The organism is Flammeovirga agarivorans (assembly GCF_012641475.1).
GTDB lineage: Bacteria > Bacteroidota > Bacteroidia > Cytophagales > Flammeovirgaceae > Flammeovirga > Flammeovirga agarivorans.
This window is the reverse complement of sequence record NZ_JABAIL010000006.1, coordinates 337,094-356,754: the sequence shown is the minus strand read 5'-3', so window position 1 is coordinate 356,754 and position 19,661 is coordinate 337,094. Positions and strand designations below refer to the sequence as shown.

The following is a 19,661-nucleotide window of genomic DNA, read 5'->3' as shown; positions in this document are numbered from 1 at the left end:
ATGTCTCAAAATTAAGACCCTAACTTATTATATATATAATCACCTAACAATACTATAAAATAGTAATAGGTGTTAACAGTTGATTTCTAATACAAGTTTTTTGAATTTAAACCCTATTTAACATAATCAATATTATTTTATTTTCTATCATTAGAAAATGCCTATTTTCTCAACAAGAATTTTCTTGGTACTATTGTTTTTTAGTATCACTGTATATATACCATTAGGTATTTTTTGTGGTATTAAAAATTCACTTTGGCTAGTTAGATCTTGATCTAAAATGGAAAATACTTCCTGTCCACTTACATTAATTAATTTAATATCAAATAAACCTTGATGATCATTTTCATAAAGATTAATATTTAAATATCTATCAAAAAGAAATATTTGATTCCTGTTATACTTTGCATCATCAAGTGATGTTAACACAGACTCAATAGCAATATTAATGTACCCAGTGTTATCAGTATAATTTGATTCTAATCTATTATTATCGTCATTTATTTTGTAAATGACGTAATAATCATTTTCAATACTAGAAGTCGGTAATTGAATATTTATAGTATCAGATAGAGACGATTTATATTGCAAAAAGTTTACTCTATCATTAGCTATAATAAGTTGGTCAGAATCATCGTAAATTGAATCTAAAGACAAATAAAAATGGGTCGAAATAGTATCCATGATGAAGGGATTATGATACTCCCTATTCACTGTGTATGGAATTGATATACTATTTTGATTATTCTTAACTGTAATATCTTCAAATTCACTTATATAAAAATTCACTAATTCTTTATATACTCTGATATAACCAAGATTATCAGTTAAAGTATCTCCAAATATTCTTTTATTCTCATCCAAAGAATATCGAATATAGTAACTAGACCTTCCTGATTCAGGATAGTTGAATGTTAGGTGATAAATAGTGGTGTCATTTACTGCTATTCTAGAAATTTTATCCTGTTTAAGATCATGATAATATTGATCCTTATATCCAGACCATGAAATATTTATATCAATTGAATCGTCACCTATATAATGCCCATTATTTGTTATCGGTATGTCAATATCAATAGGATTATTAATGTCTTGGGGATAAACTTCAATAACTTCATTGATATATTTATAGTTTGGATAACCAAGATTTAATTTAAGAAACTTATAATTATCTACTTTATCTATTTCATAAATTTTATTATCGTAATTCACTTTAGTTTTTAGGTAAAATGAACTTGTATTTTCATAGATTGGTCTTGGAATAGACACTTTACCACTAATAACTTCATTTGATTTAATTTGTACATTTATTTTTTTGAGAGGTAATTCATATGAGTTAATAAGTGTATCCCTTGAACTAAAAAAAGAAATATCTATTGAGTCATATTGAAAGTCTGACTTATTAAAAATCTCATAATTAATCAACAAACTATCACCTAAAATCGAATCAACAGATGAAACTTTATTAAGAATAATATTGGGATATTCTACATGAATAGTATCAACACCAATATTATTTAAATTATTACTTTCTAGTATTGTTTTGTCTTCATCTATAATATATAAAATGTAGTATTTGTCATAAAGTAATTCAAAAGGTTGGTCTATAACTAAAACTGTATCAATTGTTTCACCTTCTTCTACTCTATTAAAATTTAGATTTTCAATTTTTAACCGTTTGTGAAAATTTAAATTAGAAGATATATATACAGATACATCTACGTTATTTCCATCTGCTTTACCTTGATTCGAAATGCTAACTGGTAGAGTAAAAGATTCATGAGATTTCATAAATAAATCCCTTGAATCATCTAAAAGTGTCAAATCAGGAAGTTTATATAATATCTGAATTGATCCAATGTTATCATTTTCTTTTTGTTCAATAAGTTGATCACTTGCATCAATTTTATAAAATATATAATATTTCTCTTGCGTGATATTTTTCAAGTTTGGGATAGTTATAGTTTTATTGATTTCTGAAAAACTACTCACCTCCTGTTCGAGAAAATCGATTATTAAAGTATCATTTTCATCAAAAATGCTATCTGCTGACCAATAAAATGATGTATTAGTAGAGACACCATTTATTGAAGTATTATTAATAATATTATAGTTAATATCTAAAGATTCATCACTTGGTGAAATTAATTTGACTTGTGGGGCATCATCAATGCTGTAGTTTATACATTCATCAAAAATTACTTTTATTTTATGTAAATTATTGTCTTCATTCAATTCAAAATATTGATTATCACCATCAATTTTGATAAATAAATAGTAAATCAATGAATCTAAGTCTCTAGGGTATTTAAGTGTAATATCGAAGTTATTAACTTTAAGATCGTTTACATCATTTATTTCTTGTATATAAAATAAACTATCATTCTCATCTAGTATATCATCTAATGACCAATAAAAGTAGCTATTAATTAATCCTCCAGAGATATTTCCATTATTAGAGATAGAATATTCGAGTTCAAGTTCAGGGTTTTCAATATTAGTCTCAATTATGTCTGTATCTGCTACCAATTCATAATCAAGTTCAAAAGCCTCCACCTTAAAGTTGTCAATTTTAATTCCTTTTTCAACCTGTGCTCCCCAATATTTCCAACTTGATCGATAGATAAATCTAAACATTACAGATGATTCTCCTCCTAAAAATGAGATATCTATTTTTCTTGGTAAAAGTTCGAATTGATAGTCTCCCCAGCCTGCTTGATTGATACCATCAATCTTTTTAATATTATACCAATTTAATGCTGTCCCTTTCTTATCATTAAGGTTTTGCCAATTTTTCCCTCCATCGGTAGAGTACTCAATAGCTCCACCCATCTCAGGTCCTCCCATACATGCTAGTTCAAAAGATAGTATTATCTTACTTTTTTCTGAGAAATTGAAATTAGGTGTTTCCAAATAATTTGTTGGGACAAAAGTTAGACTTTGCTCACTTTTAACTTGGTCTGCAAACATAACTCCTGATCTAAGCCCAGATTGTTGACGATATTCATGTGGAGCTAATAAATTTCTAAACCTAAAATGACTTTTATATCCTGATGATGAAATGCTATAACCTGTCCAACCATTGACAACAGTATCCTCAAATGTATTAAAATATGGGTAATCTAATATGCCAGAAAGGTTCAAAGGCCATACACCAATATTATCATCTTCATTAGTTTCCTTTACAAGGTTACCATCATCAATAGAGTAAATAATATAACTATAGTCTTCTAAATTAATTCCTTCAATAGGGAATTGTAGATTAAAATATTCTTGGCTTCCTGGTTTAATTAATGGGACCATTTCAATGGCAAGTTGAAGAGCCGAATTATTTAAAATACTATCCTTAGCTAAATAAAATTTAATGTCTGTTTTTTCAGTGATATAATTACCTTCATTAAAAATTTTAAATTCTAAATCAATATGATCAGTTTTAGGGCTAAGATATAATGTCTTATTAGTGCTCACTTTTAAATTTTTCCACTTTTCCTGGATTTTAAAATTATCAATTAAAGCTCCCTCACTATATGAAAATTCTGGAGTAATGAAATCATAACGAAATTTTACATTTCTTTTACCTTTTAAGAACGCTATGTCTAAGATTTGTTGTTCAGCATTAATTGCATCCCTTGTTTTATAATCTCTAGAATTTATAAATGACCTCTCCTGATTTTGATAATGTATTTTTGAAATACTATAGCCATCTTGGTAGTCTTTACCATTTGAAGAATTAAAATATGATTTATAATACCAACCTTTAAATGAAGTATTAGTTGTATCAAGAAGGTTCCAAGTAAAACCATTATCCGTAGAATAGCTAAGGTTTAAGTGAGGTTGATTATAAGTGTATATAGTGTTAGAGTAATTATCATACAATAAGTCAAACTCTAATACAGGATTGTCTATCTCACTTAAATCAAAAGTTGGTGTATAAAGTCTCATAACAGAATTAGATGAAACTGGACCATTTGGTTTTGTAACCAATGCCTTTCCTTTATTCCACTTTAGTTCCCCTTCAGTACTCATGGCATGTTCCCAATCATCTTTACCAAATAAAGATGTGTGATACCATCCTTCCGTTTCTTTTTCAAAGTCGATACTATATGGTGTTTTTTGTATAGCGTTTATATGTACCGGAGTGACTAAGATATTATTTCGATCCCAAATCTCTTCTACTAAATTATCAGGATCAATTTTAGAAATTAAATAATATACCCCAATACTATCGGTAGGAAGATCAATTAATAACGTATCAATTTTATTTTCATTTGCTAATAAGCCTTCAATACTAGAACTAAAAAGTAATGAATCAGTATTGTCAAGTTTATCATCGTCAGACCAATAAAAATTTGTTGTAAAACCTTCAGCATCTACTAATCCATTGTTTTTATAGATTAATTGTACTTGATGAGTACTTCCATTATTATACGCAAAAATTTCACTCTGTGGAATGATCAATAAATCGGCTAATGGTTTTCCTACGTAGAAGTCATCAATAGCCACATCACCATAAATGTAATTTGGGTAATTACTTGCTCTATATAATTTAAAATAAAACTTTATGTTTTCGCCATAAAATGTGGAATCTATTAGAGTTGAGAAATAGTTCCATTCATTATTATTTTTTAAATCTAAACTATAACCCTTGTCAAACTTATAAGAAAATTTATATTCTTCATATGGATATGTTGGTGATTTTTTAATATTAAGTCCTAAACTAACTTTATCTTCAAAGATTCCAGATTGATAATTAAAATAAATGCTTACCATCTTTTGATCTTTCCCAGATAAATCAAATGATGGGGACTCAAGCGTACTCAGTGACTCATTTTTGGAATAATAAGTCATATCTGTATACATAATATTTTCGCGTGAATTGGCACCTACATATTTTGACCCTAATACATGATCTCCATGAAACCAAACTGAATCCTCTTTAAAATTTTGATTCATAGATTTCCAAAATGTATCACTATTCTGAAAATCATCCTTATAAGGTAATGAATAAACAGTATCAACTGAGAAAGGCATTGTAGATATATTATCATCTGCATTTGTTTCAAATGCAATAGAATCAGGAATTAGGAATGCATGTAGATAGTAATTTCCTACATTTAATTTTTCAGGTAAACTATATTTGTTTTTTAAATTTTTTATCGAATTGCTTTCAGCTAAAAGTATTGATTTATTGATATCAAAACGTTCTTCAGTGGATAAATAAATATTTACTTTTCTACGAGAAGAATTATCTCCTACTAATCCATGATAGTCAAAAGAATACGACCCTATAATTGAAGTATCATTAATAGTAATATAATTATTAGGGTGATTATTACCTTCATAATTCCTTTCTAATTCTGATATTTTAAAATCATCAATTAACCACCCTTCACTAGAAGGTGAAATATTTACTCCAAAACGAAATCTCACCTTATCTTCCCCTTTTAGAAAAGTACAATTATAGGCTGATGAATGGATTCTATCTGATTGTAAACCACTCCAACCATAATAATATCCATTATTAGAATGTTTGTACATCCAAAGGTTTTTTTCACTTAAATCATCCAATAATAATTGCCAACTTTCACCTTCATTAATGGAATATTCGATATAACCCCAATTAGTAACATAAAAATGAAAACTATGAGTAAAGCTTAATACATAATTTGATGAATCAGAAAAATTGAAATCAGGTGTTTCTAAATAATACCTTCCTGTAGTAGTAGGTCTTCCATTTATATTTGTCCCCCATGCCTTAACACCAGAGGAATGTTTATTTAAAATATAACTAGTAGGTGTACCCAATTCCCAAACCTTAATATCATCATGTAGAGAATATGAAGTCCAAGTTATTGAATCTTCTTCTTCAAAATCATTGAAATATGGAAGATTTATTTGAGCCACTGATACATTAAATAATAAAAAAAAGAATACTGATGATAATATTTTATTCAAAATTGAAGGAGTTTGCTTTAACTGAAAGTTGATATTTATTTAAATTTAAAAAAAAATATGTAATTGTGCAGTTCAATTTTTACATAATACTTTTCAAGTTATCTTATCCTCTTCTAATCCTTTCAATTAACAAAACCTATTTATTTCTTGACAACAAAGTATCGTTATCAGGAAAAAGGAAATATAATGATGTAGAATTACCAAAACATACACAAGGAAACAACCTAATGATGTCTTACTTATTTAATCATACTTTGGGAATAAAATTTATTCTACCAAATGAAGACTTCTTTATTAGAACTGGTGTCACTACATCTCATGGAAGAATACAAAACGAAATTCAAACAGGGGTATATAATAATGATAATTCCATGTATTTAGGCTGGATGATCGGTTTAGGATATCAATTGAAGAGACTCTCCTTTATGGCAAATTACAGTTGCCAAGCAAGAACATCCAATACTCCCTATCAACCTCAATCACTAAATACCTTTAATATCAGTGTAGCATATAAATTATTCTAATCATAGTATTTATCAGATGGGATGATTATATGTAAACAAGGAGAATTATTTAAGATTATGGGAGTTAAGTTCTCCATTAAAATAATAGAGAGAATCAAGTTATTTGTAAAGTGTAAATCTATTCACTTACCTCCCATAACTCTAATGTTATATCAAGATTTCTGAATGTTAGGGTATCTTTTACTTGATGTCTATAACCATCTAGATCTTGGTAATTGTAATCTAGAAATAAAACTTTTCCATCTTGCTGATAGCGGGCCATATTGGTTGTGATTTCTTGAATATTTGAAACCTCTGTGGGAGAAATTATCACTTCTTCATTGTTTCCAAAGTGGAGTATTATTTCCCCATTTTCAGCACCACCTACAGTATTTGTAGAGATTTCATACCTAGATTCCGTTTTGAAAAAGGTCACTTTATTTTTTACTAGATCTTTGTTCCTGTATACTTGATGATAAAGCGTATCTCCAATTGTATTAAACATGATATCTTCTCCTTGATGATACCAATTGCCTTCTAATGTATTGATGTATTTAAATACTGGAATCATATAATCCCTTGAAGCTACACCCCTATCTGTATCTCCAACAATAATTGAATCAGCGGTTGAACTTAATATCTTAAATGGTAATGCATAATAATTATCTAGAGTAAGGGTATCTTGATAGAATAAATCATTCAATTTTACTTCAATTAACCCTTGGAAGGAACCTGGTTCTATCATCATTTCTGAATCATGCCCTAAAGTATAATATTCATTGGGTAATAATTTCCATGGGGTATTTTCTAATAACTCAGGTTGTATTTCGAATTTAGAAATAATTCGCTTTTCGTTTTCTCTCACCCCTCCTAATACTACACCTACATGAATTTTCTCTTCACTATCTACAATGGATGTTCTCACAGGTCTTTGGTAGGGAAAGTATACTGTTGAATAATCAAAGTCAGTAAGGTAATCTTCGTAAGACTCACAAGAACTAAGTCCAAAAATAGAAAGTATGACGAAAAATAACCTCTTGTAATTCATATCAATTATTATGTTTACTATTAAACAGTTTTTTTACATTTCAATAATACAATTTTAAATGTTTTGTATGTGTACATCAAAGAAAATATATACGATCAAAATAGAAAAAGGCTAAGCAAATATGCCTAGCCTTTAACTGATTTTACACGAATTAATATAACAACAAATGAGTATATCGTCAATAGATTCTTATTAATGGAATAGGACTTTATTCATCAGACGATCCTTAGAACCATTAATGCTTAAAAGGTATAATAAGTTCTTTTTGAATCTAAATGGAAGTTCGAAAGTTGAATTCGCTCCAACAATTACGGTCTCTTCAAATAATACATTACCTGTTAAGTCCATAATTAAAATTAATACTTGTTGATTTTCCTGAGCATTCTCACTAATGATTACTTTATGAAGAGTAGTTTTAAGTGATAATGAAGGGGTAGGATGATCATCAATATTTGTTACCTGCGGAGCTTCTACTGTGATCGTAACTGTTACTGTTCCACTATCTTCTGTACCATCATTTACTTTAAAGGTAAAAGTGTCTTCGCCTACAAAATCAGCATCAGGTGTATACGTAACATTAGGGGCTTCACCCGATAATGTACCGTTTTCTGGTTGACTTACGATCATATATGAAAGTATATCTTCATCTGCATCACTGCCGCTTAAAGTAATATCTACCGTTTCTCCTGAAGTAACTTTTGCTGTAACAGCATTCGCTACTGGGGCGGTATTTACAGGAGCTGCTGCCTCTACAGTGATTGTAACTGTTGCTGTGCCACTATCTTCTGTACCATCATTTACTTTAAATGTAAAAGTATCTTCGCCTACAAAATCAGCATCAGGTGTATATGTAACATTAGGGGCTTCACCCGATAATGTACCGTTTTCTGGTTGACTTACTATAATATATGAAAGTATATCTTCGTCTGCATCGCTGCCACTTAAAGTAATATCTACCGTCTCTCCAGAAGTAACTGTAATTGTACCGGTATTCGCTACTGGGGCCGTATTTACAGGAGCTGCTGCTTCAACTGTGATTATAACTGTTACTGTTTCACTATCTTCTGTACCATCATTTACTTTAAATGTAAAGGTATCTTCGCCTACAAAATCAGCATCAGGAGTATATGTAACATTAGGAGCTTCACCCGATAATATACCATTTTCGGGTTGACTTACTATAATATATGAAAGCATATCTTCGTCTGTATCACTGCCTGTCAATGTAATTTCTACCGTCTCACCTGAAGTAACTGTTGCTGTACCGGTATTCGCTACTGGGGCCGTATTGGGGAGTCCTTCAACAGTTACAGAAATTGTTGCGACATCACTATATTCAATACCATCAAATGTTTTAAATGTAAATGTATCTTCACCTTCGAAATCAGTATTTGGTGAATATGTCAGCTGAGGTAAATCACCGGATAGAATACCGTTTCCTGATTGATCTATTATGATATATGATATTTTATCATCAGAAGAATCACTCCCTTCCAATGTAATAGAGAGATCTTCATTAATGTTAGTTGTATATGAAGCAACATTTGCTGTTGGCTTCGAATTATTTACAAATACCTGATTCAAAGCTTCGATTTCTACTCGCTTTCTTTCTAATTCTTCTGGAGTTTTCGATTCATCAAAGGCAAAATCAACACCCGCTTGAAGAGTTGTGATATACCTATCAATTGCTTCTTGTGAGTATTTTCCTTCGCCTACCTCTGCATTGATAAATAAATCCTGACCAGCTAGCAATTCTTGTACTAATGAATAAGCATTCGTTGGAATTATTGTACCTCTAATCGTTAAGTGATCGAAAGTAATTCTTTCTTTTTGAGAAGTCCCGTCTATATTTCCTGTTCTATTCGCTGAAATTAGAAATGAATGTTCTCCATCAAATACAAAATTATCTTTAAAGAAAACAGATGCATAGTTAATCCCTTTAACGCTTTCTCCCCAAACACCAAGTCCAGCCAAAATAGTAGTACCAAATTCAAAATGATTATTGTCTACTTTAATACCTGCTCCATCTCTAGTAGCATCTCTGTAAACAGCTGTTCTGTGTGCTCTAGACGAACCAAATTCACCTGAACCAGCTACTTTATATTGATAATTATGGATCATAGCCTTATAACCATCACTTGCCACTAAAGAATAAGCAAGCCCTGTGCGGTTTGTTGGGCTATAGCCTAAGTTATTATCATTATCCGCCAAAACTAAAGTAAAAGTATTTTCTTTTTTATTTTGAGATGAACCTTTTTGTCTGTAGGCTTCCGTTCCATTGATTTTATTAGGATTGGAAGAAACAGCTTTCATTTGGTCTGTATTGTCACCGTTGTTTTGATTAAAGGCATACTCCACTTTAAAGTTGGGCAAGTTTAAACCTTGAACATATTCGCCTTCGATCACTACTTGATCTACAAACCAATTAAATTTGTCATCTTCATAGACGCCACCCCCATCTTCCTCAGGAATTGGGTTTCCTCCTACTCTTTCCCCTCTACCTGTTAAATACACTGAGATCGATTCCTTATTCTGAGCATAATTAAATCCTTCACCTGGAATATACTCTGTTTCTGTGTATTGATCAGAAAACAAGATATTATCAGAAGATTGGTTACTATCTGTATTATCTGGTGTTGCTCCATTTAAAGCTGTACCTATTCTAAATCTATAGGTATCACCATTCCCTTCTTCGTCAATAGCATTTGGATCTCCAGCTATTTCAGATTTTTGGATAACGCTTATTTTATTGATTTTGAATTTTACACCACTTGCAGTATGAATATCAAACCTAAAAAAGGTCGTCTTGTAATTCGTTGCATTGTTATTATCGATTACTGTTTGAGCAACTACCCTATCAGTATCATCTATAACAGTACCAATTTTATTCAATTTTGTACCACCAATAATAGCCCTTTGTGGGTAGATAATATTGGAAGAAGAAAGTCCTGTAGTTTGTCCATCAAAACGATTATCGAAGGAGTAAGTAATGGTCACTGGGCTCTGAGCAAAGCTTGTGTAAGCCAGTATTAATGAGCAAAAAAGTAATAATATCTGTTTCATAAAAAAATGATAGTTCGTACAAAAAACTAAAATGTAAAAAGAACATTTAATTCCATTTACACATCAAATATCAAGGTTCAACAATGAAAAAGAGGCTCTTTTTTAGTTTTTAAAAGGGGGTAAAATCATCTATAAGTGTACATCTTACTGTAATGTATTGTAATCGGTGATTTGCTACTAGAAAACAATAAGGTTTGTAGTAGTACAAACCTTATTGTTAAGCTATTATGTCTAATTAATGGAAGATCGTTTTAAATTGATGATCATTAATATTGATAATATAAAACTTGTTTTTTCTGAAATTGTAAGGGACTTTGATTACATTTTTCAATTCAGAAAAGTATAATAGATTCCCTAATACATCATAGATTTTAATAGAGTAGGCAGAAGATGGATTTAGCCCAATAATACCACTTGATGTTAATTTTATGGTCTCCAACTCATTTAAATCAGCGAATGAATTTTCCACCCTAAGTATAAATCGATTTTGACTGTCTTTAAAGTCATGATCAAAAGTGTACGCATTTTCGGATGTTAGCGGATATTCTAATTTCAATTTCTGATCTATCAATATCCACTGATATATATCCGATAGCATATTAAGGTGTTGAAGTGAGATGGTATGTTTCCCTTCTTGATTTGATTGAATAGAAAGCTTTAACACTGTACTTTCAAAATGTCTTGGAATACCTTGAATAGAATATTCCTTCTCTTCTATCAAAGTAGTGATCTTAAAATCTTTTTCTCCAAAGCTTTCTGCATCAAATTGACGGTCTATACCAAAGGAAGCATCATCTGTAAGTCCAATCATTGTTCTATTTGATTGTGTTGCAGTACTCAATTCGAGTGTAAAGGAAGTAAAAGGCTTTTGCTTTTCTCTAAAAGAGCTTTGCTCAGAATTATGGCCAGCAACTCTCATTTCCTCTTTAAACTCTACCATATCAGCTGATGAAATATCAAAGAGTTTCACAAAAAATCCCTGAGTAGTTCCTAAATGACGATTGTAATTTGTACTGTTATCATTTGAATTTTGAGCTAAAATCCCAACTCCATTGACAATGATAAAATCAGAAGTCTCTATCTTACCATTGCTAGAAGTATCATATAACAAATACACCGCTTGTACTAAATTCACATTATGTTTTAGAAAAGCATCTACTGAAATTGCCGAAGGATATGGGTTGGCTAACAGGTTCCATCCATCATTGGTATTAGAGACATCTACCACTATTTTACCATCATTCGGTATTCCCCTCAAAGTAATACTATCGTTGCCAGAAATAGCATATCCTTCTCCTAACATAGAACTATTGGACAAAACAGATTCCCATTGACCACTTTCATTATATTGATAGACATATTCACCTAATGAGTCAAATTGAATACGTTGATTACTTTTTATTGGGTAACCAAATAAAGTATACTCACTATTTTTAACAGGAAGTTTTCTTTCAATATTAACCAGCCCTTTTCGATTACCTTGGTAAGTTATTAATGAAGCTCCTGACTCAATGGTTAAGTTTCCATCAACAGTTAAATCACCCACAATTTCAAGGGTAGCATTATTTGATACTGTGACGTTAAATTGATCTTCAATAATAAAATCTCCTACTACAGTATCTTGGTCGATCACAATATCTTTGACAGTGATCAGGGTATCGTAATCATTTTCTTTTACTATCCATTGATACACAACAGTAGTTGCAGGAGCAACTTCAAAAGTAATCGAACTATCTGCTTCAATAGATAAATTCTCTACCTTTTCAAGAAGAATATTATCTGGTTCTGCAATCGAATTGCTTAATAATACATCATCCGTTTTAACCACCCATTTTTTCAACACCACACTATCCTTATCATAAAAAGGGTAATTGGTAATATCTACTTGTATATTTAACTTCTCGTCATCTGTGGTATTTGGCAAGAGTAAAGAGAAGACAGTAGAATCTTGATTGATACTTGCTGTAGGATACGTCTTATTAATAGTAAACCCATTATACTCGTAGCTATCGCCCGTATAATTCACTTTTACAAAAGTATCTTGATGTAAATGAGTAAAAAGATGATAAGCCATCGCTTTAGCACTAGTATATTCTCCCCTAGGATCTACCATTGGAGTGTTGTCATTTTTAAAGTAAGAGTGAATCAAAGATAACCCTAAATCATCCGAATAGGTATTCACTACATCATAAAATAAGGTTGAAATTAAAGGTATACCAAGATAGGTTTTCCTTGCTCCATATTCTGTCATATGAAACTTAACATTTTCTGGAATGATGGTAGGATTATTATATTTGGTAAGGTACTTCTTGTGAGCTGCTATTTTATTTTTCCAATTTAGGCCTTCCCAAATACTACGTTTGTGCTGTACACTATCCGGTAGGTCTTTAGCATGATTATTTGGGTAATAGTGATAGGCTACCCCATCATAAGGTTTATTATCCTCTGCCATTAGTTTATAGAAGTCTTCTTTTTCAAAACAGCTAATCACAGTTACCGATGGGTCAACTGACTTTATCGCATCATAATAATCTGAAAAAGTAGCATGGTCTCCTGAGGTATAATCTAAAACTACGTTATAGCCTACTGGAGGTATTGCTCCTTGTATTCCATCACCAAATACAATTTCACCAGTTTTACTGTCTACCGTATAATGAAGATCAGACGCAGTCGAATTATCAAAATTATCTACTCTACTCCAAGTGATATCGTTAATGCTTAAACGGAAGGTTTCAGATAATTTAACCGGTGCAAATTTTACATATAGCTTTTGTGAAGCCATTCCTGTCGTTGTACACTGATCAGCTACCCAAGAAGTATCAGCACAAGCCAATTGATTGGTGAATGCTTTGCTTCCTCCTCTTACATAGTGTTTTGCCTTTCCTCCAAGAATACGATCACCACCTCTAATTTCATCTCCGTCGTAGGGATAATTAAAGACACTCAATTCCCAATTACCGTATACTTCGTTTCCTATTTCCCAATATTTGATATTATAAGGTTCAAAACTGCCATTTTGTGCTCTAACTGCCGCCCAATCTATTCCACCATTTGGGTTTTCCCCTACTTCAGCATTCATATATTCAACATAGTCTGCAACATCTTCTGGTGTTTCGTATTGGAAAGCAATAACCATCACTCCTTTATCAATAAAGGTCGTTTGTAAAAGCTTACCAAACTCATCTGGGCCAAACTCATTCCCTGCAGGTCTTGCATCATTATGAGCATATAAATTGGGTTTCCTATCTTCGACTGGACCAATTGCATTTTTCCAATGGTAAAGGTTGGCCATGGTTCCTCCTGGAAAACGATAAAGGGAAGCACCCGTAAATTTTGCTCTCTCAATTACATCTTGGTTGGCTTCATTATTTTCTACGTCCCATATCCCTTGACCTGCATCACTAAAGATATTATTTCCCCCAAACCACAAAGGATTTTTATGAGCCAAAATATCTTCTGCATCAATAGACAGTTTCACCTCTGTATTTTTATATATCTTACTTTGTAAAAGTTGTTCTTTGTCTACAAATAGTTGATTATTTATACTATCTAACTCACTAATAGAAGCGTCACATTGATATAAAGTTGATTTCATTAATAACAGTTGATTCTGTATATAATCCACCTCATATTTTGGGTATGAACCTATTTCATCTCCAACAACTATTGTTGAAATAAACTGCTCTGTAGTATTAATATTGCTTTTAATATCAGTTATAATACTTGGTTTATTCCCATTCAATACATAGAAGTAATCTAGATAAAAAAGTCCTGTATTTTCATATGCAGAATTAAAATCAAACTTTATATTTTCTAAGTCTTTATAGGAAGTAAAAAGAGGTATATTTTCAAATTTTTTATAACCATTAATACTTATATCTAGCAGATTACCTTGCTTCAAATTAAGAAGTACTCCATACTTCGTTTCCTTTGTGAAATTAGTCTCTAATAACTTCGAATCATTTGAAAAAGTTGTCGGTCGATTACCATTTTCACTAATTGCATACGTAATATTACTCTTATCACCAATTTTAAGACTTAAAAGATACTCACCTGTATTAGATAAAAAGTCTAATCGATTGATCATTGTATTTTTTGAGGCATTGAACTCAAACATGATACTGTAATCATCGCCCAATTGTTCTTCAATAGTGTAGGTCAGTTTTGGCGTTTTAACACTTCCGTCAGAAGACGCTTTTCTTTCCAAAACCAATTGTTCATCTTGGATATAAATGCAATCATTTGGATTGGTATCCACCCAGTTTGAAGGCAAAGTAGAATCAACAAAGTCATACTCTTCCAATACCCGACAATTTTGTCCAGGGGTATAAAGTTGTATTGAATTTAAGAATGAGGAGTAGGCAACTTTTGTTTTTTCAACTTCCGCATCTATATTCAAACTAGAAATACATGTTCTTAATAATTCATTAGAAGCATCAAGAGAGGCTCTAAAGGCATCCGCAGACTGTTCGGGATATTCTCCATAATTATTACCAATGGATACTTTTTCTAATAATAAGTATCCGTTGAATATCTCTTTCTGTAACTTACTATAATTTGTGATTGTAGCTACTTTTAAATCATCAAAATAGAAAAAACCGGTATTGCTGTATGCATTAAAAAAGGAATATTTCACCTGATGAAGCGGCTCATTTTTTTGAGGAGACAATGCAATCCCTTCTGCTCTTATGGAATTATTAATACTGATGTCTACAGTGTTATTACTATAAAAAAACAATTCAATTTTATAGTTGGTATTTTTCTCATAGAGTTCATCCAATAGTTGCTGATCTGATGGGAAGTTTGTCACTTCATTTCCATCTTCTGAGATAGCATAAAAAATATTTTTCTCAGCAACGTTCCCCAAAACTAAACTAATAAGATGAAGACCTGAGGAGGTTATAAAATCAATTTTATTCCCTACAGAATTCTTTGATGAGGAAAAAGAAAATTCAACTTTATACGACTCATCGCCATTAATAGTAGGAACTGTCTGAGTCACTTCGGGAGTTAAGTAACTGTTGTTTACTTTTTTTCTTTCCATTACCAAATGACCATTTTCTACATAGACATGATCTGCAGAATTCACACTAAGGTGCTCATTAGGTACAGCTACATTACTGAATGTTTCATGATATAGATTGTTACATTCATAAATACCAGAATCATCAATAATATTGGCTTCAAAAGCTGAAATTACAATTTCTAAATTCTGATGCTGTAAAGTTATTTCTTGCTGTGAAGGGCATTGAGTTTCTATTAACTCAAGAGACTTATTGACTTCTGTTTCTAACCTAGTAAAATCTGTGGCAACGATTTGACCTTGCTTGGTTCCAATCGAAGTTTGATTTAATAAAGCTTGAGCAACAATTATCCTTTTTTCAAACTCCTCTTGTTGAATATAATCTACTATTGATAAATCATTTACAGTAAAAACACCTGTTCCAACTGAGTAGTTAAAATCGAAGTAAATCTTATCCAAACTAATGTCATCAGCTAAAACAATATTCTCTTTTCTTAATTGGCCATTAATATAAATATCTAATTGATGATTGCTTTTTTGAACCAAAGTGATTTGATACTCTCTGTCATTGATAAAAGTCGTAGGTAATAATTTATTTGATGAAGGGAAAACCGTTGGCTTTGTTCCATCATTGGTATAATCAAAAGTAATGTTCGATTGATTACCTACTTTCAAACTGAGGAGGTACTTATTATTCAAGGATAAAAAGTCTATTCTCGTATTAATTTCACTAAGATTAGCTCCAACTGTAAAATCTATACGATAATTATCTTCCAATGACTTCTCCAAAGAATATGTAGTTCTGGGTGATTTGATGGCTCCATCAATTTCCATTCTATCGAAAACTAATTGTCCATTACTAACATAGAGTTGCTCTTTATTTTTTGAGTCATTGGTCCATTCATATGTGAGTTCTGTTATTTCAAAGTCTTCTTGAATAAGTATACATTCTCGATCTTTTGATATTGGCAACCCAAAATCAGGAATTACACTCTTCTCAAAAACCGCTTTCGCCGTATTTAATGTCTTTAGTTGGTTGTCTACCTCAAGTTGTAAAGCACAATTCGATACCAATAGCTTACATTCATCAATTACCTTTTGAAAATTTGAGACTTCAGTTTGGTAATACTCGCCTGGGTTTTCTCCAATAGTTACAGAAGCAAGAAAACTCTCTGCTTCTGCGATCGATGTATTGAGTAACGAATACTCTGTTTTATTTTCAATACTAAAATCTCCTATTCTGAATAGACCATTATTCTGATAAGCAGAGTTAAACTCAAAATTCACTTGCTTCAATGTTTTTAAATCAATTAGAGGTAATGCTATATTACTTTTGACTAATTGGTCATTGATATAAATTCCAAGTGTGTTATTTGCATCTAACTCTAGAGTTACCTGATAAAGTGTTTCTTTTTCAATATTTGAAGCCAAAAGTTTATTTTCAACTGGAAAAGTAGTTGGCCTTTCACCACTAAGATCAATATCATAAATGATGTTGTATTCAGAAAGGTTTCCGATTTTAAGGGAAAAGAGATACTTCCCTTCATCTGTTAAAAAATCTACTCTGTTTACGAAGTAATTTTTTGAGCAGGAAAAACTGAATTCAATAGAATACTTCTCTTCTAGTAATTCTTCGATGGTATAGGATACTTTTGGAGTAACCGTGTTTCCTCCAATTTCTTTTCGGTCCAATACTAAGAAGCCATTGTTTGTATAGACCTGAGCAGAAGAAGAATACTCTACCCAATTTGTAGGTAAATTTGAGGTATCAAAGCTTTCCTCTACGACAAAACAATTTTGATATTCATTACTATAAAAAAGATTGAATTGATTAGTTATTTTTTTAAAGGCACCATCATTTGCCTCTGTTTTTTTATTTACAATCAGAAGTAAGATTGTAAATAAAAAGAGTAAAATTCTTTTCATTTCTACTATTTATTTAATGTACAGTTAGTAAATACGTATTTAGCTTAATAAGTGTAAATATGACATCGGTTGATCTTGAAATGGAAAATATTTAGTTGAAAAGAGGGGATGAATTCATTTTCAATTTTAAATTATTTATTATCAGGAATTTATAATAGCATAGAATTTTATTTATTCTCATAAACTGATTGATTATTAATGGGTTATTATGTTTTTATAAAGTATCTTTTATCTTATAATCGACCTTTTGAAATACATTGATTAAGTATTTCAAATAGAATGAATAATTAGACCCTTTATAGAAACTAAATTGTTTCTTATATCTACCTTCTATTGGCTAAGTTTGTATTAGGTAAAAAAATTATGAAAGTAGCAGATATTTTCATTTCATTTCATAAAAATATTGTAAAGTAAAGGACCTTATCATTGATGAGGTCTTTTTTTAAACCAAAAATTAAGGTCACTATAACTACATGGTTATAGTGACCTTAATTTTTGTAGCATTCTAACTAAAAGAGTTATTTCATATTCTTTGGTTGAATTCCTCTTTTGATCAAATACTCATTGTATAGTGTTTTCACTAGCTCCGGATTATCCTCTGCAATATTTTTTTTCTGAGAGGGATCTAGCTTTAAATTATAAAGAGCCATTTCTGGAGAATTCCCTAACTCAATATTCACCTTCTTATTCACCTTCTTTCCTTTATAAGCTGGTATCAATACATAATCACCTTTTCGATATGATGTTTTGGTACTTGCCTCTAATATTAAAGATTCTCTTCCTTCTGAAGATTTCCCTAGGAAAGCATCCATCACATTTTCTGAATCTTGAGCTTTTTGATGACTACCAACAAGATCTGCAAGTGAGGCAAATAAATCTACCTGACACACTAATGCATCTGATGTGCTTGGCTGTATTTTACCTTTCCAATAAGTGATAAAAGGAACATGTGCCCCTGCATCAAATAATGAATACTTTCCACCTCTAAGTCCACCGTTTGGATCATGCTGCCCCAATAATTCAACCGCTTCATCATAATACCCGTCATTAAGTACTGGTCCATTGTCGGAAGATAGAATAATTAGTGTGTTCTCTTCGATACCTTGTTGGCGAATCGTTTTCATTAATTCACCAATACACCAATCCGCTTCAATAATTACATCTCCTCTTGGTCCCATACCCGATTTTCCTACAAATCTAGGGTGTGGAGTTCTAGGAACATGAGGTTGCTGCATAGTATAAGTTAAGAAAAAGGGTTTCTCTCCATTAGCATTTTCAACAATAAAGCTTTTTACTTTAGCTAAGAAATGGTCAGCCATATCTATATCACTCCAGGTGGCACTTTTACCACCTTTCATATAACCAATTCTTGGAATACCATTTATGATTGAAGCATTATGTCCATGATGCCATTTCATTGAAGTAAGTTCAGGGTGACTCTTACCTGTAGGCTGTCCATCGAAATTTTCTTTGTAGTTAATTTCAATTGGATCATTCGGATCTAAATTTACTACATTACCGTCTTCAATATATACGGTTGGCACCCTATCTTGAGTCGCTGCCAAAATATAAGATAAGTCAAATCCGACCTCATTAGGTCCAGGATAAATTGGCCTGTTCCAATCTTTATCATTTGTTCCAAGCCCCAAGTGCCATTTCCCAATAATACCTGTAGTGTATCCTGCAGATTGAAGCATCTTAGGTAATGTAACTTGAGTAGTATCAATAAGCATTGGTGCAGATCCTGGAAGAATCTGTGCATTTTTTCTCCATGGGTATTGCCCTGTAAATGCTGCATACCTTGATGGTGTACAAGTGGCTGAAGTAGCATACCCATTTTTAAAGTTAATCCCACCTAAAGCCAAAGCATCAAGGTGAGGTGTTTTTAAGTTTTTGTCAGCACCATTTACACCAATATCTCCAAAACCGAGATCATCAAAATACACAAAAATGATATTAGGTTTTAGTACTTCTTTATTTTGTTGAGTACTGGAAGTAATTGTTTTAGTACATCCGGTATTCAATAATAAATAAACTACACCTATATAAAATATTACTCTTCTCATTTTCTTATTTCGTTTGTTCAACTATTAAGATGGAGTGGTAAAAAGTAGTCCTCCTAAAAAAGGAGGATTATAATTTA

Annotated in this window: 6 protein-coding genes; 1 reads left to right on the top strand and 5 read right to left on the bottom strand. The window is 31.4% G+C overall.

The features are described from left to right. Positions 1–150: 150 nt before the first annotated feature. Positions 151–5,955 (bottom strand): CARDB domain-containing protein, encoded by a 5,805-nt coding sequence (locus HGP29_RS19820; protein ID WP_168884167.1) that lies wholly within the window; start codon positions 5,953–5,955, stop codon positions 151–153. A gap of 65 nt (positions 5,956–6,020) precedes the next feature. On the opposite strand from HGP29_RS19820, the gene HGP29_RS19815 reads away from it, so the two are divergent. Next, on the top strand, positions 6,021–6,479 hold the full coding sequence (locus HGP29_RS19815) for a hypothetical protein (protein WP_168884166.1): 459 nt from the start codon (positions 6,021–6,023) through the stop codon (positions 6,477–6,479). A gap of 118 nt (positions 6,480–6,597) precedes the next feature. Here HGP29_RS19815 and HGP29_RS19810 read toward each other — a convergent pair whose 3' ends face one another. From HGP29_RS19810 to HGP29_RS19795, 4 genes are all read right to left on the bottom strand, one after another. Further along, on the bottom strand, positions 6,598–7,506 hold the full coding sequence (locus tag HGP29_RS19810) for a DUF1735 domain-containing protein (RefSeq protein WP_168884165.1): 909 nt from the start codon (positions 7,504–7,506) through the stop codon (positions 6,598–6,600). Between the two features lie 192 nt (positions 7,507–7,698). Then, positions 7,699–10,569: an Ig-like domain-containing protein gene (locus tag HGP29_RS19805; protein ID WP_168884164.1), complete on the bottom strand. Its 2,871-nt coding sequence runs from the start codon at positions 10,567–10,569 to the stop codon at positions 7,699–7,701. 235 nt (positions 10,570–10,804) lie between these two features. Beyond that, on the bottom strand, positions 10,805–17,518 hold the full coding sequence (locus HGP29_RS19800; protein WP_168884163.1) for a hypothetical protein: 6,714 nt from the start codon (positions 17,516–17,518) through the stop codon (positions 10,805–10,807). A 518-nt stretch (positions 17,519–18,036) separates the two neighbouring features. After that, complete coding sequence (locus tag HGP29_RS19795; RefSeq protein WP_168884162.1) at positions 18,037–19,584, bottom strand: sulfatase family protein; 1,548 nt, start codon at positions 19,582–19,584, stop codon at positions 18,037–18,039. Between the last annotated feature and the right edge of the window lie 77 nt (positions 19,585–19,661).